This is a genomic window from Thermosporothrix sp. COM3 (assembly GCF_059696735.1).
The window spans coordinates 5,404,943-5,430,933 of sequence record NZ_AP019376.1 but is presented as its reverse complement, the minus strand read 5'-3'; the positions used below and the strand labels follow the sequence as shown (position 1 = coordinate 5,430,933).

Genomic DNA, 25,991 nt, shown 5'->3' with positions numbered 1-25,991 from the left:
TGAATGCACCTTATCTACCCGGCACGAGGGTAAGAGCTGCATGATAACCGGCCAGGTCTTCTCGTCTAGCAGGCCTTCCCACACACCTGGACCGCGTTAACCGCCCGGCAGCCTCAATGCTGCTGTCGTCCGCTCGCTCCCTCCGCACGGTAGATACGTTTCTCGTTCTCATTTTCAGCCGTGAATATATTCTTCATTTGGAGGGATTGCGCTTGATCGAAAACCCGGAACTTCTCACCGGAATCGTGCTTCATGGTGCACATGGCATCTACGAAGTGCACACCGATAGCGGGATTATCCGCTGTACTCTGCGAGGAAAACTGAAGAAAGCATTTGCCAGGGCTCAGGCCGCTACGCGCAGTAAAGGCCGTCCCCGCGCCTCGGTGAATGTCTATCAGTTGTTACGCGAAGAGCGCGAACAGAGCAAACGAAGTAAATCAGAAGAGTCAGGACCCACTTCACCAACACGGATCTCTGTCGGGGATTATGTCAAGCTTCGGCGTCTTGATGAACAAAACGGACTGATTGAAGAGATTCTCCCTCGTCAAAGTGAGCTTTCACGGAAAGATGCGGGCTCAACCGCAGAAAAGATCGTTCCTCAAACCCTTCTCGCCAATCTTGATCAGGTGGTTATCGTGCTTGCGGTCGCTCAGCCAGAGCCCCATTTTGGCTTTCTTGATCGCTACCTGGCAATCTGCGAGGCAACGCGCCTGCAAGCGCTCATTTGCTTGAATAAAGCTGATTTACCTCATGCCTCTGCAATTGAGGAAGCAGCCGAACAGTACCGTAAGCTCGGCTATACGCTCATCTTTACGAGCGCTCACACCGGAGAAGGAATAGAGGAGCTACGAGCACACCTGAAAGAGCATACCACGCTGTTCACCGGGCCTTCGGGCGTGGGCAAGTCCTCGCTGGTCAATGCGCTTGAGCCGGGAATGGATATTCGGACCAGTGAGGTCAGCGAGGCCACCGGGAAAGGTCGTCACACCACAACCGGTTCACGGCTATACCCGCTGTCTGGCGGTGGTTGGCTGGCCGACTCAGCCGGTATTCGTGCTCTGGCCGCCTGGAATATTCCCGCTGAGGAACTGGCCTGGTGCTTCGTGGAGTTCCGCCCGTACCTGGGAGAATGCCTGTATAATGACTGTACCCATATCAACGAAGAGGGTTGTGCGATCCTTCAGGCGGTAGAAGATGGGGTCGTCGCGGAATCGCGCCACAAAAGCTACGTACGTATGTATATGGGCGAGGAGCGCTAAAAGCGCTCCGCCCTTCTTTCGTGCAGCACCTGATAAGGAAGAAGCTCTTCCTCCCTTGCCTCTTTGACATCGGGCTCAGGTAGTTTCTGGCACGATGTCCACAGCGAGCAGAGGAGTGACCCCCCCCCCAGCACAGCAGAAAGAGCAGCGGCCCTACGGTTGGCACCAGAAGAATAATCAGGAGCCAGTACAGCCAGTTCTCGCGGCCCTGCTTGCGCAACGCGCAGTCCAGCAAGAGGAGCACCACTGCTGCAAAGAGCGTAATCTGAACCCAATCCAAAGAAACTGGCATGTCCTTTCCCTCTTTCTCACTATCTACCTGAATAGACGCAGAAGGAAGTTCTATCTAAAATACCCGTTCTATCAAATATGCGAAGCTGGCTCAAGTCTCATGAAGCAAAGCCGATAATGAGTGAAGAGAGGAAAAAAGCCACGGCACAGCCCGAGACAACACACGTTCCCCCTCGAATACCATCACCCATTGAGCATATGGCTGGTATGACAAGTTCAAATTGGCTGTACCGCTCGCTAGCACAGTATGCTAGAATCTGGCATAATGAATACGCTATCAAACGAGCAGAAAGATAATAGTAGCATCCAGGAGATCAAAACGTATGGAGAAGCAGACAGGTACAGTATCAGTAAAGCGTAGCTTTCCAGAGATGCTGAAGGGCGGCGTCATCATGGACGTCGTGACCGCGGAGCAGGCCAGAATCGCGGAAGAGGCTGGTGCAGCGGCAGTTATGGCCCTTGAACGTGTTCCCGCCGATATTCGTGCTCAGGGTGGAGTTGCACGCATGAGCGACCCCGAGCTGATTATTCAGATCAAGGAAGCCGTCACGATCCCCGTGATGGCAAAGTGCCGTATCGGCCATTTCGTTGAGGCGGAAATTCTACAGTCCATTGGCGTGGACTGTATTGATGAATCCGAGGTTCTGACCCCGGCAGATGAGCATTACCACGTCAATAAGCATCTCTTCAACGTGCCGTTTGTCTGTGGCGCTCGCGATCTGGGTGAGGCCCTCCGACGTGTTGGTGAAGGAGCCGCGATGCTGCGCACAAAAGGTGAAGCAGGAACCGGAAATATTGTTGAGGCCGTTCGCCATATGCGCACCATTATGGATGGTATCCGTAAGCTTCAGAACCTCCCGGAAGAAGAGCTGATGACAGAGGCCAAGAATCTGGGAGCTCCGTACGAGCTGGTGCGGGAAGTCGCACGTACCGGTAAGCTGCCAGTGGTTAACTTTTCCGCCGGTGGTGTCGCAACTCCTGCCGACGCAGCCCTGATGATGCGCCTGGGGGCTGAGGGTATCTTTGTTGGCTCGGGTATCTTTAAATCTGGTGATCCATTGAAGCGGGCAAAAGCCATTGTTCGCGCAACCACCCATTATCAAGACCCTGAGATTCTGGCGGAGGTTTCACGCAATCTGGGCGAACCAATGGTCGGAATCAATCTGGATACGTTGCCACAAGATGCTTTGATGGCAAAACGTGGATGGTAATTCAGGCTATGGAAACACGCAACTCACGACCACGTATCGGCGTATTAGCATTACAGGGCGATTTTGAAGCCCATATCAAGATGCTAGAACAAGTGGGGGCCGAAAGCCGAGCAATTCGGCTCCCCAAACACCTGGACGATGTAGATGGTATAATTATACCTGGTGGTGAAAGTACAACTATCGGCAAACTCATGGTCATTTATGACCTGTTTGAGCCTTTAAAAGCAAAAATCGCGCAAGGCGTCCCCGTTTGGGGAACATGTGCAGGTTTAATCCTGCTCGCAAAAGAAACGGATAACGCGCTCCAGGGTCAACCCCTGTTAAGCGCACTTAATATTCGTGTCCGTCGGAACGCATTTGGCAGTCAGCGGGAAAGTTTTGAGACTGATCTTGCAGTATCAGAACTTGGTGAAGCGCCATTCCATGCCTTCTTTATTCGTGGCCCCGCCGTTGAAAAGGTCGGTCCCGATGTAGAAGTGCTGGCAACGCTCGACGATGGAACCATCGTTGCTGTCCGTGAAGGAAACAAGTTAGGTACTGCGTTTCACCCGGAGGTTTCGGGCGACCCACGCTTCCACAAATACTTTCTCCGCATAGTAGAGGGCGTGCAGGTAGGGGCATAAATTCCGTGCCCCTCAACGCCGCGGGAGCATTGGATGATACGACCGGTATTATTTGTCGATTTGCCGGGAATCATCTATACTATGGACCGTCGTGCTCGTAGTAAACAGCACGAATATGCTAACTTTGTGTGCTGGCTAGAGCCCGTAGAGAGAGATTTTGCGCCCGCTCCTCTCCTGAGGAATATCCTCCGTATTAACCCTGCCTCGCGTACATGGATTTGTGAAGATCATTGGCGTCTCCTCGGCTTTGCCCAGGTCCAGGAGCGACCATCACGACGGGGTTGGGACCTTTCCTACCTGGCCTCCATGACAAACAGAACTATTTCCAGCGAAGAAATACTGACAGCGCTCCTGGATTATGCACTAGAAGCCGCTGCGACACATGGTATTCTTCGCATCTTCGCGAAAGTTGAGGATGACGCGCCGGAACAGGAGCTCTTCCTGCGTTCAGGCTTTCAGCGCTATGCACGCGAACTGCTCTACGTCTATAATGGAGGGCAGCAGCCTGCCGATGGCACCGGCCTCAACCTGTCGTCTCTGAGGCGCTGGCATCGCCACTACGCCTGGGGACTGCACCAGATCTACCGCGCTACCACCCCACAACGGGTGCAAATGGCGGAACTTCTGGATAGCAGCGAAGAGTATGCTCAACTCCATGTCGGCACTCAGAACCCGATGACCGCCCTCTTTCAAGGAGGAAGTGAGAACTATGTCTGTGACATGGGTGTCCGACTGGGAGCATGGCTGCGGCTCTGTCGTGGACATGGCACCACGCCGCACCGCATCTGTTTGAATGTGCATCCAGAGCATACCGATCTTGCCGAACCCCTGCTCAAATTCGGTATCAATCGGTTGCTGGAATATAGCGCACAGCGCATTTACTGCTTTGTGCGCGAATATGATACAGGCGTTATTACCGCTCTGCGTAACAGTGGATTTGAGCACGATTCCACCAGGGTCTTGCTCGTGCGGCACGTAGCCCGCCTGGCTATGAAGTCCAGCACAGTCCCCCTGCTTGAGCAAAGAGCGGCCTATGGCTTGAAGGGCCTGGGGACGGTCAATTCTCGCCAAAAACTAATGAGGTGAAAAACTGCCTATGCAACATGTGGTCACTGACGATCTAGAGGCTCTGCTGGCTACCCTTCCTCCCAGCATCCGCGATGCGGTCAATCGGCTTGAGAACCGAGGAGAACTGCTGGAGATCGTGATGGACCTTGGACGGCTCCCAGAGGGTCGCTTCCCGGATAGTGAAGTGATTCTGGGTGAAGAGCCTGTCACCTATGCCGACCTCGAATATGTGGTTGAACGTATCGGCGAATTTGGCGACGACAATCGCGCTGGTATTGAGCGGACTCTGCACCGCATCAGCGCCCTGCGCAATCGCAAGGGCAGAATTGTCGGTCTGACCTGCCGCATTGGGCGTGCGGTACTGGGCAGCATTGCTCTGATTCGCGATATTGTGGAGCAGGGACAGTCTATTCTGATTCTTGGTCGCCCCGGTGTGGGAAAAACAACCCTGCTGCGTGAGGTTGCCCGCGTCCTTGCAGACGAAGCAAATAAGCGCGTCATTGTGGTTGATACCTCCAACGAAATAGCCGGGGATGGCGATATCCCACATCCCGGTATTGGTCGTGCACGCCGGATGCAGGTTGCACGTACAGCAGAGCAGCATGCAGTCATGATCGAAGCGGTCGAAAACCATATGCCTCAAGTGATCGTGATCGATGAGATCGGAAATGAGCTTGAAGCAGCCGCCGCTCGTACCATTGCGGAGCGTGGTGTTCAGCTTGTCGCTACGGCCCACGGTAATTCTCTGGGTAACCTGCTGGTAAACCCGACACTCTCTGATCTCGTGGGTGGCCTGCAATCGGTCACATTAGGAGATGAGGAAGCCCGCCGCCGCCAGACGCAAAAGAGTATTCTAGAGCGTAAAGCGCCTCCTACCTTTGATGTTGTAGTGGAGCAACAGAGCTGGGACGAGGTGATTGTCCATCGGGACGTTGCGGAGACCATCGATGCAATGCTTCGTGGACAGGCGGTTGTCGCAGAAGAGCGCACCCGTGATAGCGATACTGACCATGTTTCTCTGCGGCGCATTACCACCGGAGGAATGGGCGTTCCCGGCTGGGGGGTGAACGCTCAGGGACGTGGAATGTCGACCGGTTCCTTTCGCAACGGGGGTTCCCTTCGGCAGATTAACACATCAGGCTCGCGGGGCGGAGGGAAAACAGCTCTCCAGCTTCCGCCGTTAAGGGCGCTGGCTGCAACCGGCACAACCGGGAAAGAGGCATCAACCGCTTTTTTGACCGCGCCATCACCGGCTCTTATGGAAGAGCAGGAAGAAGAGCCAGAAAAGGTTCAGCAACCCGCGCTGAAAACGCTGCGCGTCTATCCCTTTGGCGTGAACCGAGATCGCCTGATGGATGCTGCCCGGAACCTGCGCGTGCCCATTACCATTACAAATCATCAGAAAGAAGCTGATGCCGTCATTACACTGAAAAACTACTATCGACGTCAGATTGAGCGTTTGCAGGATGCTGAGCAAGAGGGCAAGCTGATCATTATTCTGCGTAATAATACCGTGATGCAGATGGAACAGGCACTTGCTCGTGTCTTCAAGCTACCTGCCGGAGGCATCGCGGAGCGAGAGGAAGAGCAGAACTCGCTGGATGATCCGCAACATGATGATCCAACACGCCGAGCCCTTATCGAAACCGAGGATATTATTCAGCAGGTTTTGAACAAAGAGCTGACGAATGCCGAACTCCCGCCTGCAAATGCATACATCCGGCGCTTGCAGCATGAGATGGCTACTCGTTACAATTTGATATCGCGAAGTAGAGGGAAGGAGCCAAATCGCCGGGTCAAAATTTTTCGCGCCCGTGATTAAAGAAAAGGCACACAAGAAGGAAGGATAAGGCAGTTTATCGGGGCCGGAATGGAGAACCGGCCCCTTTTCAGGCCTCTTCCATAGAAAATACGCAAGGAAACGGATACTCGATGCGACAGACAGTCTCTGATAAACCTTTCTATGTCCTGCAATCAGCACATCGTCGCCCTACAGGGGTAACACTCTCAGCACTCTTCTCGCTGCTTAGTGCGGCATTGCTTGCCCTGTTGCAGCTCTTTTTTATCAGCCTGTTTTTTTCCGTGATTGCCATGTCACTGTCAATGGGCGAACCACTACTTGGCCGGCTTTTCTCTCGGGAGAGTTTGACGCTTGCGGGCTCTATGCTGTTGTTATTCGCCCTGGAGATACTCTGTCTGCTTCAAAGCTGGGGCTTCTGGAAACTCAAGCGGTGGGCCTACTGGCTCGCGCTTGTGAACAATCTGCTTGGCATCCTGCAATTCATATCGCTTTGCCTGGCAGCCATCTTTCATCTACAGGTTCCCTTGCTCTCACTACTTGTCCCCCATACCAATGTGCAATATCTACTCCTCTTTCTTCTTTTTCCTGTCGAGTTTTTCTACCTTCTCTTAAGCAAAAATGTGAAACAGACATTTCACATTTCTTTGAAACGTTCATAAGCACAACCCTACTTTTTTTCATTCCTCCTCGTAATGAAAAGAGGAGAGAAATTTCTTGCTCTTGCTCCTGAGAGAGTGGAAGAGACCGCATCTTCTAGTCTCAGTGTTGCATTGATTGTAGACAGTAGTGGCACGTGTTATAATGCTCCTCAAAGTACTTGTGCAATGCCGCATAAACTGCTCCACCAGGAAGGTGGCTGTGTCCTGCGGGGGGCCAGAAAGGAGTCATAGGGTAACAATGCATATTATCGAAAATGACTCAACTGTAGATACGGCTGAACCTGAAACTACCATACGTCAGCAAACAGTTGAGCAGCGTATACCGACTATCGCCGATATCTGGCAAGCCTATAAATTTCTGAAACCGAATATTCATCATACCCCTCTCGCGCCTTCACAGACATTCCGTAAAATGACTGGAGCAGATGTCTATCTCAAGGCAGAGCATATGCAGCGTGGGGGCTCCTTCAAAACACGTGGAGCCGCTTTTAAGATCTCACGACTTACCCCGGAACAGCTTCAAGCTGGCGTTATCGCAGCATCAGCCGGGAACCATGCCCAGGGAGTCGCTATCGCGGCAGCACAGAACAACACACCCTGTACAATTGTGATGCCCGAGGTAGCCCCTCTGGCAAAAGTCATGGCAACGCAAGAGTATGGCGCGAAAGTCGAATTGCATGGCACCACATACGACGACGCGTACCGCTACTGTCGCGAGTTACAGAGCAGGACCGGAGCAACCTTTATTCACGCCTTTGATGACCCTGATGTGATAGCGGGTCAGGGAACGCTCGGTCTGGAAATGCTGAACGACCTCCCCGATGCAGAGGCTATCCTTGTGCCTATTGGCGGCGGCGGGCTCATCTCTGGTATCGCGATCGCCGCCCGAGCACTCAAGCCAGATATAACGATCATCGGGGTACAGGCTGAAGGGGCGCCCAGTTGTCGAGCCTCATTGGATGCCGGTTCCCCGAAAGAGCTTCCAGCAATCGCAACGATCGCAGATGGCATAGCCACCAAACGACCGGGAGAACTCACATTCTCCATTATTCAGAAGCTGGTAGATGATGTTGTGCTGGTAAACGATGAGGAGATCATCAAGGCGGTTCTTCTGCTGATGGAGCGCAACAAAATGGTCGTTGAAGGGGCCGGCGCTGTCGGCCTGGCGGCGCTTCTCAGTGGAACAGTCAAACTGAAAGGGAAAAAGGTACTTGTCCCACTGACTGGCGGCAATATTGATATGCATCTGGTTGGGCGCTTTATTGAGCATGGAATGGCCATCTCGGGACGCTATTTTGTGATCCATACCCGCCTGAATGACCGCCCCGGTGAACTGATGCGCCTGCTTCAGATCATTACAGATATGCGCATCAATGTCGTTGACGTACGCTATCAGCGAATTACATCCAAACTTCCGATTATGCAGCGTGAAGAAACAATCACCCTGGAAACACGCGACCGACGCCAATGCGAGGAGTTGCTACAAAGTCTCCGTGCCGCAGGTTATATGGTCGAAGAGGCACAGTCGTTTGAATAAGGCCGAAAGAAGGCCCTTTGCATTGTGAGTGCAAAGGGCCTTCTTTTTTGTTGTTCTTGTCAGGCGTTGGGTTCGACGCGAATAATAGCGCTCCCTTTCTGGACGACATCGCCATTGTTTGCCAGAATGGCGGTGACACGGCCCGACACATCTGAAACCACTTCGTTAAAGACCTTCATGGATTCAATCAGGGCCACAACCTGTCCAACCGAGATTGTATCGCCAACATTCACAAATGGCGGAGTCGAAGGGGAGGATGCAGTATAATAGACGCCTGTCAGAGGCGCGTTTATCGCAACATCTTTTGTCGCTTTTTCGGCTTTGCCGACACTGCGAACGCCGCTTGCTCTCTGTGGAGTGCCACCACCAGAGACAAGCACAACACCGGGATCACGTCGAACAGTGATCTCCAGATCGCCCTCAGCAAGCTCCAATTCTCCAATTGAGCTGCCTTCAAGCACCTGAACAATTGCTTCAACGCGCTCTAACCATGATGTATTCTTCTCTGATTTCATAGCTCTTCTTACTCTTCGTAGCGCTTAAAGATTAAGCAGGTGTTGTGACCGCCGAAGCCCATTGAGTTTGACATTGCCACGTTTACCGGGGTATAACGGGCCTCATTTGGCACATAATCAAGATCACAGTCTGGATCAGGATTGTGTAAGTTGATGGTCGGCGGAATCGTGTTATTCAGAATAGACTGAATCGAAATGACGGACTCGACGGCCCCGGCAGCGCCTAGCGTATGACCGGTCATCGACTTCGTCGAGCTCACCGCCAGCTTATAGGCATGCTCGCCAAAGCAGGTCTTAATGGCTGCGGTCTCATTTCGATCATTGGGCGGAGTTGACGTGCCATGCGCGTTGATATAGTCAACCTGCTCAGGTCGCAGGTTTGCCTTCTGCAACGCACGTCGCATCGCGCGGACCATGCCCTCTCCACCAGGAGCGGGATCTGTAATATGGTGCGCGTCGGCAGTGCTGGCATACCCGACCAGTTCGGCCAGGATCGTCGCGCCACGCGCTTTGGCGAATTCCAGATCTTCCAGGATCAGGACTGCCGCGCCTTCACCCATAACAAAGCCATCGCGGGTTGCATCAAAGGGGCGGCTGGCCCCCTGTGGATCATCATTGCGCCGCGATAGAGCATGCATGTTATCAAATGCAGCCATCGCGATCGGCGTGATCGCTTTCTCAGCGCCACCTGCAATCATCACCTTTGCGTCGCCACGGCGGATGGTCTCCCATGCCTCACCGATGGTATTCCCACTGGTAGCACAGGCAGAGACTGCGGCCCAGTTTGGACCACGTGCTCCGGTCAGGATCGAGACAATACCCGAGGCGCCATCAATAATCATCATGTTGATGAAGAACGGGCTGATGCGGTCCGGCCCCTTCTCATGCAGCACGCGGAACTGATCGTGCAGTGATGTCAGGCCTCCAATGCCACTACCGATATAGACGCCAACGTCATCGGCGATATCGCCGGTAATTTCCAGGCCAGCCTGTGCAAGAGCCTGTTTCGTAACGGCTATCGAGAGCTGCTCATAGGGATCATTGCGGCGTGCTTCTTTGCGATCCATATAGAGCAGAGGATCAAAGTCTTTAATTTGCGCACCGAAATGGACTCGATGCTTACTTGTGTCGTATGAGGTAATAATATTGACACCGGATTTTCCCTGACAGAGGGCATCCCAGGAAGTGTTGAGATCATTTCCTAGAGATGTAATCAGCCCCATACCGGTTACAACGACGCGAGACACAAAGCCACCTCCTGTTGTAAGGACTTGTCCTTTCTGATCTTTCATCGTATCACATACAGGCTATCCGCCATCCTGCTCAGGCGGACGCCCCGCGCCTGAGATCAACTGATTCCTAACGCTTCAGCCTCTTCCTGAATGAAGCGGGTATACGTATCCCCTTCAATGAATTTCTTGTGGCTTAACAAGCGCTTATGGAAAGGAATCGTTGTGACTACACCCTCAATAGTGTATTCATCCAGAGCGCGCTGCATACGTGCAATTGCTTCATCACGAGTATCAGCCCAGACAATCAATTTTGCCAGCAGAGAATCATAATGCGGCGGGATTTCATAGCCGGCATAGAGGTGACTATCTACACGTACTCCAGGCCCACTGGGAGGAAGATACGCTTCCACCGTTCCGGTTTGTGGCCGGAAATCGGCGTCTGCATCTTCGGCAGTGATACGACACTCAATTGCATGACCCTGGAATTTGATATCTTCCTGACGTAGCTGCAATGGCAGGCCCGCAGCAACACGGATTTGCTCCTTCACAAGGTCGATCCCGGTCACATACTCCGTTACCGGGTGTTCCACCTGAAGGCGCGTGTTCATCTCCATGAAATAGTAGCGGTTCTGCTCATCTACCAGAAATTCCAGCGTACCGGCATTGCGATAGCCGATCGCCTTCACGGCCTCAATCGCCTTCATGCCGATCTCTTCACAGAGCTCACGAGGCAGCAATGGGCTCGGAGCCTCTTCCAGCACTTTCTGATTTCGGCGCTGGCAAGAACAGTTACGCTCGCCCAGGTGTACGCCATTGCCATAGTGATCTACAAGCACCTGTATCTCAATATGGCGGGCCTTTTCAACAAAGCGCTCAAGATAAATTCCGTCATCACGGAACGCCTCACGCGCCTCATTTTGCGCAATGGGGAACACGCGGTTGAACTCTTCCATGCTTCTGACCAGACGGATGCCGCGTCCACCGCCACTGGCCACCGCTTTGAGCATCAAAGGGAACCCCACTTCGCGAGCCGCCTGCTGAGCTTCTTCCAGTGAGTGCAGCACCGGAGTGCCAGCGAGCGTAGGCAAACCATACTGAGCCATCGCTTCGCGAGCCGACACCTTATCACCCATCAGTTGCATCGCTTCAACCGAGGGGCCAATAAAGGTCAGGTTTACGTCTTTACAGAACTCAACAAAACTCGTGTTCTCAGAGAGAAATCCGTATCCGGGATGGATAGCCTCTGCATTTGAGATAAGTGCAGCATTGATGATATTGGGAATATTCAAATAGCTCTTTCCACTCGGTCCAGGACCTATGCAAATGCGCTCATCTGCCAGCCGAACCGGCAACGACTCACGATCAGCTTCCGAGTGAACAATAACGCTACGTATCCCCATCTCCCGGCAAGCGCGGATAACACGCAACGCGATTTCTCCACGATTGGCAATCAAAATTTTTCGAAACATAAGTTCAACGGTGAAGCATTATGAAATGAGAAAGAAAGAAAAAGGCTTCACCCTACTCCTCTCGCTCTTTAGCCCTTGGTGAGGGGGGAATTTTATTTTTACGCTGATTATACCACGCTCACTTACAACGGGCTAGTACAACTAGCCTACAGCCCTACCCGCTCTTTCAAAAAAGACATACTCCCACTCGAAAAGTAAAAAGCGCACGCCATTTCCGGTCCCCTATCTGCTCCCTTCTCAAAAGAGAAGAAGCACATCAGAACCGCTCCCACGCGGCTTCTACAGCAGGGTTTCCCGTGATTGAGCGCGGCTCGCTGTGATTTTGAAAAAGGAGCGTATCATATACATAGTGCGGCCATCTCACCTGTGCCTGCTGTCGCCATTGACCCGATGCTACCGTATTATAAAGGAAAGGTCCGGGAACAGAGACCAGTGCCGGTGGCTCACCATGCCAGAAGGAGAGAACACTTTCCTCTCTCCATTTTTTCTCTTTGATGAAAGGTCCGACGCATGGGAGCATTCCTTGTTTTCAGGAACAAACAGAACTTCACCGAGAAGAGGCAGCTTCAGGGTTAGGCCAGCGAGAAGTACGCTTGTGTGCTGCTATTTCGTGTCCGGTGTTATCAAAGGAGTAGATATGCAAGATCTCAATTCACCTTCCACAAAGGCACGGCTGGAAGCAACGCGCAGGCTCAACGACTACATTGAGCGCGTGCGCCGTGATTGGCATATTCCCGGTCTGGCTCTTTCTCTTGTGAAAGATGACGAGATCCTGTTCTCAAAAGGATATGGGGTGCGTAAGGCGGGCGAGACAAAGCATGTGACTGAACACACTCTCTTTGGCAGCTCTTCCGTGACCAAGACCTTCACTGCGGCAGCGATTGGGCTCCTGGTAGATGAGCAGAAACTTGACTGGGATGATCCCGTGATCAGCTATATTCCAGATTTCCAGCTCTACGATCCCTATGTCACCCAGGAAATCACGATCCGTGATCTGCTTAGCGCCCGTAGTGGCCTTGAGGGAGGAGATCTGATGCGTTTTGGCGGCGACTTTGATCGCCGCGAGGTTATCCGTCGCCTGCGCTTTCAAAAGCCTCTCTATGGCTTTCGGACACGCGCTGGCTCCTATACATTTATGTACACAGTTGCAGGGTTGATCATAGAAGCAGTGACCGGGCAAAGATGGGAAAGCTTTATCAAAGAGCGCTTCTTTAAGCCGCTAGGTATGAATGCCAGTGGTACCTCACAGCAAACCCTGCTACGGACAAAAAACGCGGCTATGCCCCATATTGAGGCGAATGGAGAGCAAGAGTCGTATTTCACTTCGATACCGGACAATGTCGGTCCCGGAACTGGCATCGTAAGCAACGCAGTTGAGCTGGCTCAGTGGGCCAGACTTCATCTGAATAACGGGCACTATAAGCAAAAGAGAATCCTGAGCTCCGAAGTGATTCGAGAGCTGCATACACCTCAGATCGTTGATACCTCAGAAGCCGCTCGTGCCCTTCATCCTGAGTCTCATTTCATTACCTATGGCTTGGGCTGGTTTCTGTCCGATTATCGTGGCTATAAAGTGGTTGAAGCACCTGGCTCTTCGCTCGGCATGGGTGCACTGATTACGCTGTTGCCAGAAGAGCGCTTTGGCATGGTTCTGTTGACCAATGGCGGCAATACTCAACATATACAGGCAGTACTCAAGCATCAGCTCATTGACTGGTATCTTGAGATTCAAGATAGGGATTGGAACAGTAAATATCTCCAGCTCTGCAAACAGCAGCAAGAGCTGGTAAAAGAATGGGTTGCACGCGATTGGGCCATGCTGGAAGCCAACCATATCCAGAATACACAACCGTCACTCCCCCTGAAAGAGTATGCCGGAGCCTATGAAGATCTTTTTTACGGAACCGCAACTATTACCGAAGAGGCAAATCATCTGACCTTCCACTTCGGGCCGATGGAGGGCGATCTAGAGCACTGGCATTATGATACTTTTAAACTGACCTGGAAGAAGCCAGTTGTTGGCATTGATTTTATCACTTTCGTTCTGGACAGGAACGGGCAGGTAGAAGAGCTCAGAATACCCTCCATCGCCACTTTTAAAAGGCGTCAGAGGCCCTAATACAGCAACTTCCTCCGGCGCTTGACATCGATGCCAGGAAGACCGATACTGGTGGCATTATCAGCTTTTGAGAGGAGCGAGCTATTTCATATGTTTGACACCAGTAAAGTAGGACAAAGCTTTCCTCCTTTTCGTTATGAGGTCGAGCGTTGCAAAATCCGCGAGCTAGCGCTTGCAATAGGCGATTCCAATCCCATTTATCAGAGTCGAGAGGACGCCCAGGCCGCCGGTTATCGTGATATTCCCCTTTCTCCCACTGCTCCTACCATGTTTAGCTTCTGGGGAAACGCGCTTCTCTGGGAACAGCTCAAGGAAGTCGGGGTTGATGTGGAGCGTCTTTTACACAGAGAAGAGGAATACGAGTACATTGCCCCGATCTATCCCGAGGACACACTGACCGGAGTGACCACTATTGTCAGCGGCAAGTCTCGCCAGAACAAAGATGGCTCTTATATGGATATTGTGACCCTGGAAACCCGCTATACCAACCAGCAGCAGCAACATGTCTTGAGCGCAAAAACGACGCTGATTGTCCGGGGAGAAGCGAGCAAATAACCACAGAGCAAGGAGTTTGAGCTTTGACAACAAATGCAGAAGTATCTCGTAAACTTTTTTTTGAAGATGTCCAGGTAGGGGATCAGATTCCTCAACTGGTAAAAGAGCCAGTGACAAAAGTACAACTGGTTCGCTATGCAGGGGCTTCCGGTGATTTTAACCCGCTACACACTGATCCAGAGCTAGGAGAAAAAGTAGGAACAGGTGGAGTTATCGCCCACGGCATGCTCATTATGGGCTTTGTTGGACAGATGCTCAGTGATTACATCGGCCCGGAGGCGCTGCGTAAATTCCAGGTAAGCTTCAAAGGAATGACTCGCCCGGGAGACATTATCACTTGCAGCGGAACCATCACAGCAAAAACAGAGGAAGATGGTCAGGGACTTATCAGCGGAAAAGTTCAGGCGGTGGATCAAACAGGTGATGTAAAGGTAACTGGCACCTTTACAGCCGCTCTTTCCAGACGCGAATAGAGAGCCAAGCGCTTCAGTGCAGCACTGGAGCGCTTTTCGCCTGATGGCGGGCCAAAAATGCAAAAAGGCCCGTCCCCGTTTCCGGGGCGAACCTCTTTCTCCTGTCCACTGAAGACGAGAAAGCACGTTTCAAAGAGCGATCATTCAATTTTGCCGAACTGTCATCGATGCTGCACCCGCTCGGGCACCTTCCTCTGCACCACTTCCCCTCACCTGCGAGGCTACGATTCAACAAGCCGTTCGACCATTAGTCCCGTTCCGCTTCGCCTGTTACCAGACGTCCACGCACGGTCTATCTACCAGATCTTCTTTCTGGGGTCTTGGCTCCCTCCTCTCAGAGAGAGCGGGAAGACTCTTCTTGGGGTCGGCTTCGCGCTTAGATGCTTTCAGCGCTTATCCTTTCTTGACGTAGCTACTCAGCTCTGGCCCGGGCAGGCCAACTGACGCACCAGCGGTCAAGCCATCTCGGTCCTCTCGTACTGAAGATGACTCCCCTCAATCTTCCTGCGCCCACGACGGATAGAGACCGAACTGTCTCGCGACGTTCTGAACCCAGCTCGCGTGCCGCTTTCATGGGCGAACAGCCCAACCCTTGGGACCTACTCCAGCCCCAGGATGCGACGAGCCGACATCGAGGTGCCAAACCCTGCCGTCGATGTGAACTCTTGGGCAGGATCAGCCTGTTATCCCCGGGGTAGCTTTTATCCGTTAAGCCACACTCCTTCCACTCGGGAATGTGGGATCACTAAGCCCGACTTTCGTCCCTGCTCGGCCTGTCTGCCTCGCAGTCAAGCTCCCTTCTGCCTTTGCACTCTCTTCGGGTGATGTCCATCCACCCTGAGGGAACCTTTGGACGCCTCCGTTACCCTTTGGGAGGCGACCGCCCCAGTCAAACTACCCGCCTGACCCTGTCCGCATGCCAGCTTATGGCTCACGCGTGAGAAACAAAACACAACGAGAGTGGTATTTCACTGTTGCCTCCCCCTCCCCCACAAGGAAGGGTTCTCCGGCTCCCACCTATCCTACGCACGTCCTGCCTCGTTTCCAGGCCAAGGTGTAGTAAAGCTCCACGGGGTCTTTTTGTCCTGTCGTGGGAAACCCGCATCTTCACGGGTACTTCAATTTCGCCGAGTCCTCTGCCGAGACAGTGCCCAACTCGTTGCTCCTTTCGTGCGGGTCGGAACTTACCCGACAAGGAATTTCGCTACCTTAGGACCGTTATAGTTACGGCCGCCGTTCACCGGGGCTTAGATTCATGGCTACGCTCACCACTCCTCGTAACCTTCCGGCACTGGGCAGGAGTCAGCCCCTATACTTCCGCTTTCGCGTTCGCAGAGACCTGTGTTTTTGGTAAACAGTCGGTTGGGCCCATTTCTTGCAGCCTGCTCACCCCCGTGCCTCTCAGCACGAAAGCTACTCAGGCCCCCCTTCTTCCAAAGGTACGGGGTCATTTTGCCGAGTTCCTTAGCAGAGGCTCCCTCGATCACCTGGAGAGACGTCTCCCTGCCTACCTGTGTCGGTTTGCGGTACGGGCAGAGCATGATCTCGCTAGAGGCTTTTCTTGGCGGCATGGGGGCCGATGACTTCCGCACCCTCTTCGGGCGCTCGGCCCTGCTGTCACGCTCACTGTGGCCGGGATTTTCCTCGTCCACGCGCTTCAGACAGGGCACCCGTCCTGTCCATTCGACGGGCTCACCTTCCTGACCGCGTCCCCCCTTCACTCAAACGATCTGCTCTGGTGCAGGATTGTCCTACCTGCTCTCCATCGCCTACGGCTTAACGCCCTCGGCTTAGGTCCCGACTAACCCTGGGACGATTGACGTTGCCCAGGAACCCTCAGGCATTCGGTGTATCTGGTTCTCACAGATATAACGCTACTCATTCCGGCATTCTCACTTCTTTTCCCTCCACCAGTCCTCACGGTCTGGCTTCTCTGGTCAAGAACGCTCCCCTACCATTGATCTCATATGAGATCAATCCACAGCTTCGGTAAGATGCTTGAGCCTCGGTACGTTGTCGGTGCCAGTTCACTCGACCAGTGAGCTATTACGCACTCTTTCAATGATGGCTGCTTCTAAGCCAACATCCTGGCTGTTATTGCGCACTGACTCCCTTTCACACTGAGCATCTTTTAGAGACCTTAGCTGGTGGTCCGGGCTGTTTCCCTTTTGACGACGAAGCTTAGCCCCCGCCGTCTCACTCACAGGGACGCACTCGTGGCATTCGGAGTTTGATTGGGTTTGGTAACCAGCACTTGGCCCCTAGCCCATTCAGTGCTCTACCTCCACGAGGGTTCTTGCCTGTGGCTGCACCTCAATGCATTTCGGGGAGAACCAGCTATCTCCGTGTTCGATTGGCATTTCACCCCTACCCACAAGTCCTCCCCCAGTTTTGCAACACTGGTGGGTGCGAGCCTCGACGAACTTTCACATTCGCTTCACTCTGCTCATGGGTAGCTCACACGGTTTCGGGTCGGTTCCTTGCCACACTCTGCGCCCTCTTCAGACTCGGTTTCCCTCTGGCTCCCCTTCTTTACCGAAGGTTAACCTGCGACAACGAACCACTCGCCGGATCATTCTACAAAAGGCACGCCATCAGTCCTTGGTCCTCCTTGAGGACAGTGACCTCTGACAGCTTGTGAGTACGTGGTTTCAGGGTCTCTTTCATCCCCCTCTCGGGGTGCTTTTCACCTTTCCCTCACGGTACTGGTTCACTATCGGTTGCCAAACGTGTTTAGCCTTGGAGGGTGGTCCCCCCAGCTTCCCACAAGGTTTCACGTGCCTCGTGGTACTCAGGATCCCTGCGCTTGTACAGCCGCCGTTCTCTACGGGACTCTCACCCGCTCTGGTCAGGCGTTCCAGCCTGTTCGAGTAGCGATTGTGCAAGGGAGTGCAGGTCCTACAACCCCATCCGTTCCGAAGAACGAATGGTTTGGGCTCTTCCCGGTTCGCTCGCCACTACTACGGGAATCTCGGTTGATTTCTTTTCGTCGGGTTACTGAGATGTTTCAGTTCACCCACTGCCCTCCACCTTGCCTATGGGTTCAGCAAGGGGTATCCAGACATCACTCTGGATGGGTTGCCCCATTCGGATTCTCAGGGCTCATCGCTTGGATGCAGCTCCCCCTGAACGTTTCGCCGGTCTCCGCGTCCTTCATCGGCGTTTGGCACCTGGGCATCCACCTCGTACTCTTGTGCGCTTGTGTGCAATCTGTGCTCTCTTGATGATGAGGTGTTCATGGTCCTTCGGACTGCGTCCTCCTGGATGCAGACCGATGACCTTTTCAGCAAAATTGAAGGATTCTCTTCTTTTGCTTGCTTTCTTCTTCAGTTGTTCAGGTACGACGGGATATGATCCTCTGTGAGGAGGGGTATGCCTCCCTCACGTGCTTGGTGCGAGGACCTTCACCGCTGAAGAGTGGAAACCAGCCACTGGCCGGTGCTGTCTGTTTGGTTCCTGCTCGACCTGGGATCGGATGAGTCTGCGGGGACAGTTTCCTGTCTCCCTCATCCTGTACTCCCTAGAAAGGAGGTGATCCAGCCGCACCTTCCGGTACGGCTACCTTGTTACGACTTCACCCCAATCACCGACCCCACCCTCGACGCCTGCCCCCTCAATGAGGTTAGCCCAGCGGCTTCAGGTGTTGCCGACTTTCGTGGTGTGACGGGCGGTGTGTACAAGACCCGGGAACGTATTCACCGTAGTGTGCTGACCTACGGTTACTAGCAACTCCGACTTCATGCAGGCGGGTTGCAGCCTGCAATCTGAACTGAGACCGGGTTTGATGGGATTGGCTCCCCCTCGCGGGTTGGCTGCCCTTTGTCCCGGCCATTGTAGCGTGTGTGTCGCCCAGGTCGTAAGGGCCGTGCTGACTTGACGTCATCCCCACCTTCCTCCGCTTTGTAACGGCGGTCTCGCTAGAACATTCAACTAGCGACGAGGGTTGCGCTCGTTGCGGGACTTAACCCAACATCTCACGACACGAGCTGACGACAGCCATGCAGCACCTGTCACACTGTCCCGAAGGAAGACCCCATCTCTAGGGTTGTCAGTGTGATGTCAAGACCTGGTAAGGTTCTTCGCGTTGCATCGAATTAAACCACACGCTCCGCTGCTTGTGCGGGTCCCCGTCAATTCCTTTGAGTTTTAATCTTGCGACCGTACTCCCCAGGCGGACCACTTAACGCGTTAGCTCCGATACCCGAAGGGTCGATACTCCGGACATCTAGTGGTCATCGTTTACGGCTAGGACTACCGGGGTATCTAATCCCGTTCGCTCCCCTAGCTTTCGCATCTGAGCGTCAGGTACTCTCCAGGGCGCTGCCTTCGCCTTCGGTGTTCCTCCGAATCTCTACGCATTTCACCGCTCCACTCGGAATTCCGCACCCCTCTAGAGCCCTCAAGTCGGACAGTTTTCGCACGCCTTCATCAGTTAAGCCGATGACTGTCAGTGCAAACTTACCCGACCGCCTGCATGCGCTTTACGCCCAGTAACTCCGGACAACGCTCGCCCCCTACGTATTACCGCGGCTGCTGGCACGTAGTTAGCCGGGGCTTCTTCCTGTGGTACCGTCCTTGCTCGTCCCACAGAAAAGCAGTTTACAACCCGAAGGCCGTCTTCCTGCACGCGGCGTTGCTCGGTCAGGGTTGCCCCCATTGCCGAAAATTCCTCACTGCTGCCCCCCGTAGGAGTCTGGGCCGTTCTCAATCCCAGTGTGGCTGATCGTCCTCTCAGACCAGCTACCGATCGTCGCCCTGGTAAGCTCTTACCTCACCAGCTAGCTAATCGGCCGCAGGCCCATCCCAAAGCGCCCTTGCGAGCTTTGCTCCCGAAGGAGCGTATGCGGTATTGTCGGCGATTTCTCGCCGGTATTCCTCACTTCGGGGTAGGTACCCACGTGTTACTCACCCGTCCGCCACTCCCTTCCACGAGGGAAGGGCGTTCGACTTGCATGTGTTAGGCACGCCGCCAGCGTTCGTCCTGAGCCAGGATCAAACTCGCCATTCAAGCGTTATTTCTATCTCGACATATCCTCACAGGATATGCGATCATGCTTGGTTGTTGGTGTTTGATCTGCTCAATGGAACAGATCACAGAATCAACAGGAACTGACATTGCGCTCCTTCTTGGAGGAAGGAGCCTCCGTCCATGCGGTTCTGTTTTCCACTCTTCAATTGTCAAGGTACTCGCATAACGCGCATAAGCATCATTTCTTTTGCTTTCGCGCTCTTCTCGATTGCTCCGGTATTGTAGCAGTTCGGCCTCGCTTTGTCAAGCCCTTTTTTGAACGGGATTTTCGTCCCGTCATCATTGCGGCTTGCCATCCCTCACACCGGTCACGTTCCTGTTTGAGAGCGTTGTGATCTTCCGCCCGATCACCTCTGTCACATGACAGCAGCGACCGTTCGTCGAAAACAACACGCGGGAATCATGAACCCGTGGAGAGCCACCTTACCGTGGCGCGAGAACTGCATGCGCTTCTTGTTTGGCCGCCACTGGGACCTTCAAGAGCGAACCTGCGTTCGAGGCTTCGTTAGTATGCCACATCGACACGTCCTTGTCAAGTCCCTTTTCTGCCCCGTCATCTCGGGCTGCGGGCCTTGCCAGCCGTATTCTCGCACATCCCCTCGCTCTTGTCAAGAGGTTTGCAGGTTTTTTTCAAAAATCCATTGCCCTCGAAAAAGCAGCATGGGATAATTACAGGGAGTACCAGGCAGCACGCCGTGTTATACTTCCAGCAGAGAATGAGTTTGAAGATGCACACACCCCAGGAAGAAGGATCGATTGATGTTACAAGAAGATGCATTGCAGGCGCTCAAAGCTCTTTTGCCCCAAGGGCAGGTCTTTACAGACCGAGCGTCACTAATCGCCTATGAAGTCGATGCAGGCGTAGATAAAGGGAACCCCGAGGGCGTGGTCTTCCCGCGCACCGTAGAAGATGTGCAGCGCATTGTCCGCTGGGCGACAGAATACCATGTACCGCTGATCGGGCGAGGAGCTGGAACCGGGCTTTCCGGGGGTGCCGTTGCAGATCGGGGAGGGGTTATTGTTCAATTCTCCTATATGAATCACATACGAGATATTGACATCTATGGACGAAGCATAGTTGTAGAACCGGCACTTATCAACCTGCATCTAGACACCGCAGTAAGCAAGTTTGATCTCTATTTCCCCCCTGATCCCTCCAGCCAGCGTGCATCAACGATTGGAGGCAACGTTTCAGAGAATTCAGGTGGCCCACACTGCTTCAAATATGGAGTCACAACGAACTATATTACCGGGCTCCAGGTTGTACTGGCCGATGGCAAGAGCGTGCGCATAGGAGGCAAAGCGTTCGATTATCCTGAGTATGACCTCTGCGGCCTGTTAACGGGTGGAGAAGGAACGTTAGGACTTCTCACCGGCATTTATGGTCGGCTTATCAGGAAACCTCCAGCCGTCAAAACGATGCTTGTTGTGTTCGACTCGGTTGAGCAAGCTGGAGAGGCCGTATCAGCCATCATTGCGGCAGGACTTGTCCCCGCCACAATGGAAATGATGGACCAGAAAATCAGCCAGATTATCGAGCCATTCGCACAGGCAGGCTTACCACTTGATGCGGAAGCGATTCTCATTATTGAGGTTGATGGCTATCCAGAGAGCCTTGATGCGCAGATAGAAGAAATCGTCCAGATTCTAAAGGCACATGGGGGTAGCGGTATTCGTGTCGCCAGAAACGAAGAAGAGCGCACAAAAATATGGCTGGCACGGAAGAGCGCGGCTGGCGCTGTTACCCGCCTTAGCCCTTCATACTACACAGTTGATGTTACAGTGCCACGAAGCAAGCTAGCGCAAACTCTCGCCGAGGTCAATCAGATTATCGACCATTATGGACTTCGGGCGGGCCATCTCCTTCACGCGGGTGATGGTAACCTGCATCCTATGATCCTGATACCTGATCCAGAAGACCCAGAACTGATGAAGCGGATTCACCAGGCAGGACACGATATGGTTGCCTGCTGCGTCCGCATGGGAGGCAGCTTGAGCGGCGAACATGGTATTGGCATAGAGAAACGTGATTATATGCCGCTTATGCACTCGCAAGCTGAGCTCATGGCGATGTGGGATGTTAAACAGGCCTTTGATGCTCAGAACATCTTTAATCCTGGTAAAATCTTTCCCACGCCAGAAAAAGGCGAAGCCAGTCCCTTCACAGGCTATTCCAGCCGCTATCAGACTCCATTAGATGAGACATATCAGTTGAAGTTAAGCGAGACAGGTACCTTCGAGCCCGACAGCGCGGAAGAAGCTGCCCGAGGGTTGCTCTATCTGACCAATCACGATCAACGCGCCCATATTGGAGCTCCAGCTTACAAGCAAGAAAACGATATTCAGATCAATACCTCAGCCTTACGCGGCATTCGCGAGTTTGCTCCCGATGATCTCTATATCACTGTCGGCGCTGGCACACCTTTGAAAGAGGTTCAGGACTACCTCGCGCAAGAGCAGAAATGGCTCGCGCTTGAAGCACCGTGGGCAGAAGCGACCCTCGGAGGTTTGATCGCTGCTAATATCAATTCGCCATTACGCATGCGTTACGGCGCGATACGAGAACAGGTGCTTTGCACGACTGTTGCTCTGGCAGATGGACGAGTTATCCGCACAGGGCGTCCAATTGTCAAAAATGTTGCAGGATACGACCTGACCAAGCCATTTGTGGGCTCCTATGGCACCTTAGGGCTGCTTTGTGATGTGACGCTCAAGCTCACTGTCCCCCCCCGAAGCCGCTGTACCATCCTGATTGGCCTGGACGATCTACATACTGGCTTTGAGTGGGGTCAGAAGCTGTTGCAACGAGCGCTCAATATGTCCTCACTCGTACTCTGTAAGAGAGTACAGGCGAGCGTCTCTGTTCCACACGGGAAATACCTGCTTGCCTGTACTGTGGAAGGGCATCCAGGAGATGTGGAACTTGAAATTCAGCAAGCAGAACACCTGCTCCATGAGCAGGGCTGCGAGCAGATCACCATTCAGGATGCGCTTCACGGCGTCGACCTCTGGAAGACGCTCCTAACAACCAATGAAGACACAGCTCTACAAGTACGGGTTGGCTTGCCTCTGATTAAGCTTCCAGCATTTGTCCAGAAACAGTCGACACTGCTGGAAGGAGTAAGCTTTCTCGCCGATCTTGCCAGTGGCTTGCTCTATCTGACATATACACCTGAAACCGAAGCACAGACATGGCTTCAGGCTATCCGACAGGAAGCACTCACAAAAGAAGGCTATGCCATTGTGACGGATGGACCGCTCGCGATCCGCCAGGGGCTTGATCCGTGGGGATATATCCCCGAAGCGCTTAGCGTTATGCGAGCGCTCAAAGCACGCTGGGATCCGCAAGGCATCTTAAATAACGGTATGGGCTTCCCTTCCACTCTCACCTCTGCACACTAACAGGCAGGCAAGCTCTCTGTAGCCCGGGAGCTTGCCTTCTTTACTACTGCGCTTGCCTCGAACACAAACGGTTTCTTCATCTATGCAATTCTCTACTTCTCGAAATATGCATTACAGACAATAGTACCAGAATATCGACAAAAATCTATTCACGTCGTAAGCTACCTTAATACAAGAGATCGGACTTACAAGTATTGAGAATGTGCTTGAGAAGGATTATCAATGGAGAAGAAACAAAGACAGCCAATGATGGCCCACGCAGGGCGCCATTGCCTTCACGCTGATTCACACCAAAAGACTATTTTACTGATAGAAGATCAGGTCCTTTTCGGGAAGCTTTTAACGCGGATCATCGCCGACCGCACTCCATATCAGGTTATCCACCTCTATGATGGTTCTCAAGTCATACAGATCATGAAAGAAAAGAAGCCTCATCTCCTCGTGCTGGATTATGACCTACCCGGAATGAACGGGATAGAGATTTACGATATGATCCACAATACGCATGAATGGGCTGATATACCGGCGATAATGGTAAGTGCGAGTCTGCCAGAGCAGGAGATTCGCAAGCGAAATATTCCTGGACTATCTAAGCCTTGCAGCAGTCAGGAATTGCTCTCAGCAATTGAGCAGGTCATGCTTCCACACTCCTGAAAAACAATCAAGCGCCTCGCACGATTGCCGCGAGGCGCTTGTTATTTCCGAGGAAAAGCAGAGGAAAATAAAAAATCGGCCTACCAGCCGACTTTAGAGAGTGGGCGATGAGGGATTCGAACCCCCGGCCTACTGCGTGTAAAGCAGCCGCTCTAACCAGCTGAGCTAATCGCCCTGACAGATGAAAAGGCACCCAAAATCTATACTGGATGCCTTTTCAGAGAAATGCCCTCGAGTGGACTCGAACCACCACGCCTTTACAGGCACAGGCCCTCAACCTGCTGCGTATACCATTCCGCCACGAGGGCATAAGCTATAACCTCATTTACGTTTGCCATAATACACCCTCAGAAGCAATTTGTCAACAGGTTGTAGACCTTTTTTTTGCCCTTTTTTAAGATTCCTTGATGGTATTCATCCGATAGCGTCGGAACGAGCGTCGCGTACCTGCTTCAGGCGGTCCCTTTTGCTCCTGTAAGTTTTCTACAGGCGAATACTCAAAAGGATCGATCAACGTCACAACCTCATCTGCCTTCTCGATAGCGGGAGAAAGTTGTTCAGTACCACTGCGATAGCGAGAAAGCAGTCCCCCATGCGCAGGAAGACGCTCCAATGCATCTGTTTGACGTTCCTGTACTTCCTGCTTCCGCACAGCCAGCTTTAACAGGGGCGGACGCACAGCCAACTGTTTTTCAGTGACAGGGCTCTCCTGCAAAAATGGTAGAGCCGTGAAGTCTGTCTGAGGCAAAGGAGTGACAGGAAGTTTCTTCATCGCCATATTGTCCGGTAGTGGCTCCGTCATACCCAGAAGCAGATCTATCATCAAACGGCGCTGTCGTCTTCGCTTGATCTGTGTAACAATGACAGGAACCAGAATACACACGAGGGCCAGCCCTCCGCCCGTCAGCCAGAAAAATTGAGGCGAGAAGACAAATGGGGCCTGCGGCTGTACTTCAGGCTGTTTTTTCGTTGTCGGGACCTCTTGCTTTGTTTGCCGAGCTGATTTCGTGCTCACCACGGTTGGCTGTGAACTTGGCGTTTTTATCGGCGTCGCAGTTGGCGTTGGTTCCTGTGTTGGCTCAGAAGACGGCGTTGGTGATGGTATCGGAGCTGGCGCTTCCGCACGATACTGGGACATCTGCTCCATCACCTTTGCAGCCCACTCGGGAGCATCAGCGGTGCCCACATACGTACTGCTGATATCGTACACAGTAGCCATCCCACGATCAACGTAGCCATTCCGAATTAACTTGAACCAATCCCAGACAGCTTCTGTATATGAGGGGTAGAGCGTATACCCATCATACGCGGTTGGATAACCCGGATTGCCACGTACACTGCCCGGGTTCAGATCGGCCAGGCCAACACCAGCAGCGCCCTGATTGGTTTCAGCCCACCAGACAGCCAGAGCAAAAGCATCATCAATATTGTACTGAGAGGCAGCCTCCACAACAGCCTGACCGGTTCCTACCATCGGGCTTCCGTTTCTTCTGAAAATGGTCTCAACCGTCTCAGCGGAAAGCGTGGGAGGACCGATTACAGAACTGCCACTCGCCTTCATCGGCGCTCCATGCTGCATCTGCCAGAAGAGCGTAAAAGCGCCGCCAAGCAATATCACAGCCGTTCCTCCCCAGAGGAACAACAGTGAATGCCAGCGTATTCGCATCTTATGTTGTTTTCGTGAAAAAGACATACAATACAACCTACCAGGATATACTACTATACAACTTAGTTAGATATAGATGTTTTTTCCTCTTATAAACACCGGCATATTACCGGTCTGAATCGTTTTATATAGAAAACTGGTGTTTTAGCACCTTAACAAGTGCTATCACACCAACGAACCAAAAAATGAAAGACATGCCTGTGTTATTGTACCATACCGATTGATTGTGTACTGTGGAAACTGTAAGTGAATAGGTAGTATGTCCCACAGGGGTATGCTATACTGAGGTCGGCAAAGTGTAACGAATCGGGATTGAAGAGACAACAGACGGGGGGATTACCATTAACCAGCATAACGGCCAAAGGCATACACAAACAGGACGTCTTGGACGTCGCACCCTCCTGCACAAGCGCTACTTAATCGAGCGA

General features: G+C 52.9%; 16 protein-coding genes, 2 tRNA genes and 2 rRNA genes. 12 read left to right on the top strand and 8 right to left on the bottom strand.

Annotated features, from left to right (window positions below; translation table 11 throughout):
• Positions 1 to 212: 212 nt before the first annotated feature.
• From rsgA to ilvA, 7 genes are all read left to right on the top strand, one after another.
• On the top strand, positions 213 to 1,259 hold the full coding sequence (gene rsgA / locus KTH_RS22995; protein WP_170143018.1) for a ribosome small subunit-dependent GTPase A: 1,047 nt from the start codon (positions 213 to 215) through the stop codon (positions 1,257 to 1,259).
• A 614-nt stretch (positions 1,260 to 1,873) separates the two neighbouring features.
• Positions 1,874 to 2,761 carry a pyridoxal 5'-phosphate synthase lyase subunit PdxS gene (gene pdxS / locus KTH_RS22990; RefSeq protein ID WP_111326291.1) on the top strand — a complete coding sequence of 296 codons (888 nt, stop codon included), beginning with the start codon at positions 1,874 to 1,876 and terminating at the stop codon, positions 2,759 to 2,761.
• An 8-nt stretch (positions 2,762 to 2,769) separates the two neighbouring features.
• Positions 2,770 to 3,384, top strand: coding sequence for a pyridoxal 5'-phosphate synthase glutaminase subunit PdxT (gene pdxT, locus KTH_RS22985; RefSeq protein WP_111326334.1), 615 nt, complete (start codon positions 2,770 to 2,772; stop codon positions 3,382 to 3,384).
• Between the two features lie 33 nt (positions 3,385 to 3,417).
• Positions 3,418 to 4,470, top strand: a complete 1,053-nt coding sequence (locus KTH_RS22980) for a hypothetical protein (RefSeq protein ID WP_111326289.1) — start codon at positions 3,418 to 3,420, stop codon at positions 4,468 to 4,470.
• Positions 4,471 to 4,480: 10 nt separating this feature from the next.
• On the top strand, positions 4,481 to 6,274 hold the full coding sequence (locus KTH_RS22975) for a R3H domain-containing nucleic acid-binding protein (protein ID WP_111326287.1): 1,794 nt from the start codon (positions 4,481 to 4,483) through the stop codon (positions 6,272 to 6,274).
• A 110-nt stretch (positions 6,275 to 6,384) separates the two neighbouring features.
• Positions 6,385 to 6,912: a hypothetical protein gene (locus tag KTH_RS22970; RefSeq protein WP_497621247.1), complete on the top strand. Its 528-nt coding sequence runs from the start codon at positions 6,385 to 6,387 to the stop codon at positions 6,910 to 6,912.
• A 238-nt stretch (positions 6,913 to 7,150) separates the two neighbouring features.
• A complete protein-coding gene (gene ilvA, locus KTH_RS22965; protein ID WP_497621245.1) occupies positions 7,151 to 8,449 on the top strand; it encodes a threonine ammonia-lyase in 1,299 nt (432 codons plus the stop codon).
• Positions 8,450 to 8,508: 59 nt separating this feature from the next.
• Here the strand turns inward: ilvA and KTH_RS22960 are convergent, their stop codons facing one another.
• From KTH_RS22960 to accC, 3 genes are read right to left on the bottom strand one after another with little or no spacing between them, the layout of a single operon-like run.
• A complete protein-coding gene (locus KTH_RS22960) occupies positions 8,509 to 8,964 on the bottom strand; it encodes an acetyl-CoA carboxylase biotin carboxyl carrier protein (RefSeq protein ID WP_111326282.1) in 456 nt (151 codons plus the stop codon).
• Positions 8,965 to 8,972: 8 nt separating this feature from the next.
• Entirely contained in the window at positions 8,973 to 10,256 is a 1,284-nt protein-coding gene (gene fabF, locus KTH_RS22955) for a beta-ketoacyl-ACP synthase II (RefSeq protein WP_497621242.1), read from the bottom strand.
• A gap of 56 nt (positions 10,257 to 10,312) precedes the next feature.
• Positions 10,313 to 11,665: an acetyl-CoA carboxylase biotin carboxylase subunit gene (accC, locus tag KTH_RS22950; protein WP_497621240.1), complete on the bottom strand. Its 1,353-nt coding sequence runs from the start codon at positions 11,663 to 11,665 to the stop codon at positions 10,313 to 10,315.
• Between the two features lie 637 nt (positions 11,666 to 12,302).
• On the opposite strand from accC, the gene KTH_RS22945 reads away from it, so the two are divergent.
• The 3 genes from KTH_RS22945 (at position 12,303) to KTH_RS22935 (ending at position 14,812) form a co-directional block, all read left to right on the top strand.
• A complete protein-coding gene (locus tag KTH_RS22945; protein WP_497621238.1) occupies positions 12,303 to 13,784 on the top strand; it encodes a serine hydrolase in 1,482 nt (493 codons plus the stop codon).
• Between the two features lie 90 nt (positions 13,785 to 13,874).
• A complete protein-coding gene (locus tag KTH_RS22940) occupies positions 13,875 to 14,339 on the top strand; it encodes an FAS1-like dehydratase domain-containing protein (RefSeq protein WP_497621236.1) in 465 nt (154 codons plus the stop codon).
• Between the two features lie 23 nt (positions 14,340 to 14,362).
• On the top strand, positions 14,363 to 14,812 hold the full coding sequence (locus tag KTH_RS22935) for a MaoC/PaaZ C-terminal domain-containing protein (RefSeq protein ID WP_497621235.1): 450 nt from the start codon (positions 14,363 to 14,365) through the stop codon (positions 14,810 to 14,812).
• Between the two features lie 227 nt (positions 14,813 to 15,039).
• Here the strand turns inward: KTH_RS22935 and KTH_RS22930 are convergent.
• Together KTH_RS22930 and KTH_RS22925 are read right to left on the bottom strand one after the other, a co-directional pair.
• Positions 15,040 to 18,017, bottom strand: a 23S ribosomal RNA gene (locus tag KTH_RS22930).
• A gap of 319 nt (positions 18,018 to 18,336) precedes the next feature.
• Positions 18,337 to 19,820 (bottom strand): 16S ribosomal RNA (locus tag KTH_RS22925).
• The 16S and 23S rRNA genes sit together here, the layout of an rRNA operon.
• A gap of 780 nt (positions 19,821 to 20,600) precedes the next feature.
• On the opposite strand from KTH_RS22925, the gene KTH_RS22920 reads away from it, so the two are divergent.
• Positions 20,601 to 23,243 carry an FAD-binding oxidoreductase gene (locus KTH_RS22920; protein WP_497621233.1) on the top strand — a complete coding sequence of 881 codons (2,643 nt, stop codon included), beginning with the start codon at positions 20,601 to 20,603 and terminating at the stop codon, positions 23,241 to 23,243.
• 222 nt (positions 23,244 to 23,465) lie between these two features.
• Positions 23,466 to 23,897: a response regulator gene (locus KTH_RS22915; protein WP_497621231.1), complete on the top strand. Its 432-nt coding sequence runs from the start codon at positions 23,466 to 23,468 to the stop codon at positions 23,895 to 23,897.
• 101 nt (positions 23,898 to 23,998) lie between these two features.
• Here the strand turns inward: KTH_RS22915 and KTH_RS22910 are convergent.
• The 3 genes from KTH_RS22910 to KTH_RS22900 form a co-directional block, all read right to left on the bottom strand.
• Positions 23,999 to 24,072 (bottom strand) — tRNA-Val (locus KTH_RS22910).
• 51 nt (positions 24,073 to 24,123) lie between these two features.
• Positions 24,124 to 24,205 (bottom strand) — tRNA-Leu (locus KTH_RS22905).
• A gap of 86 nt (positions 24,206 to 24,291) precedes the next feature.
• Positions 24,292 to 25,563 (bottom strand): hypothetical protein, encoded by a 1,272-nt coding sequence (locus KTH_RS22900; RefSeq protein ID WP_497621230.1) that lies wholly within the window; start codon positions 25,561 to 25,563, stop codon positions 24,292 to 24,294.
• Between the last annotated feature and the right edge of the window lie 428 nt (positions 25,564 to 25,991).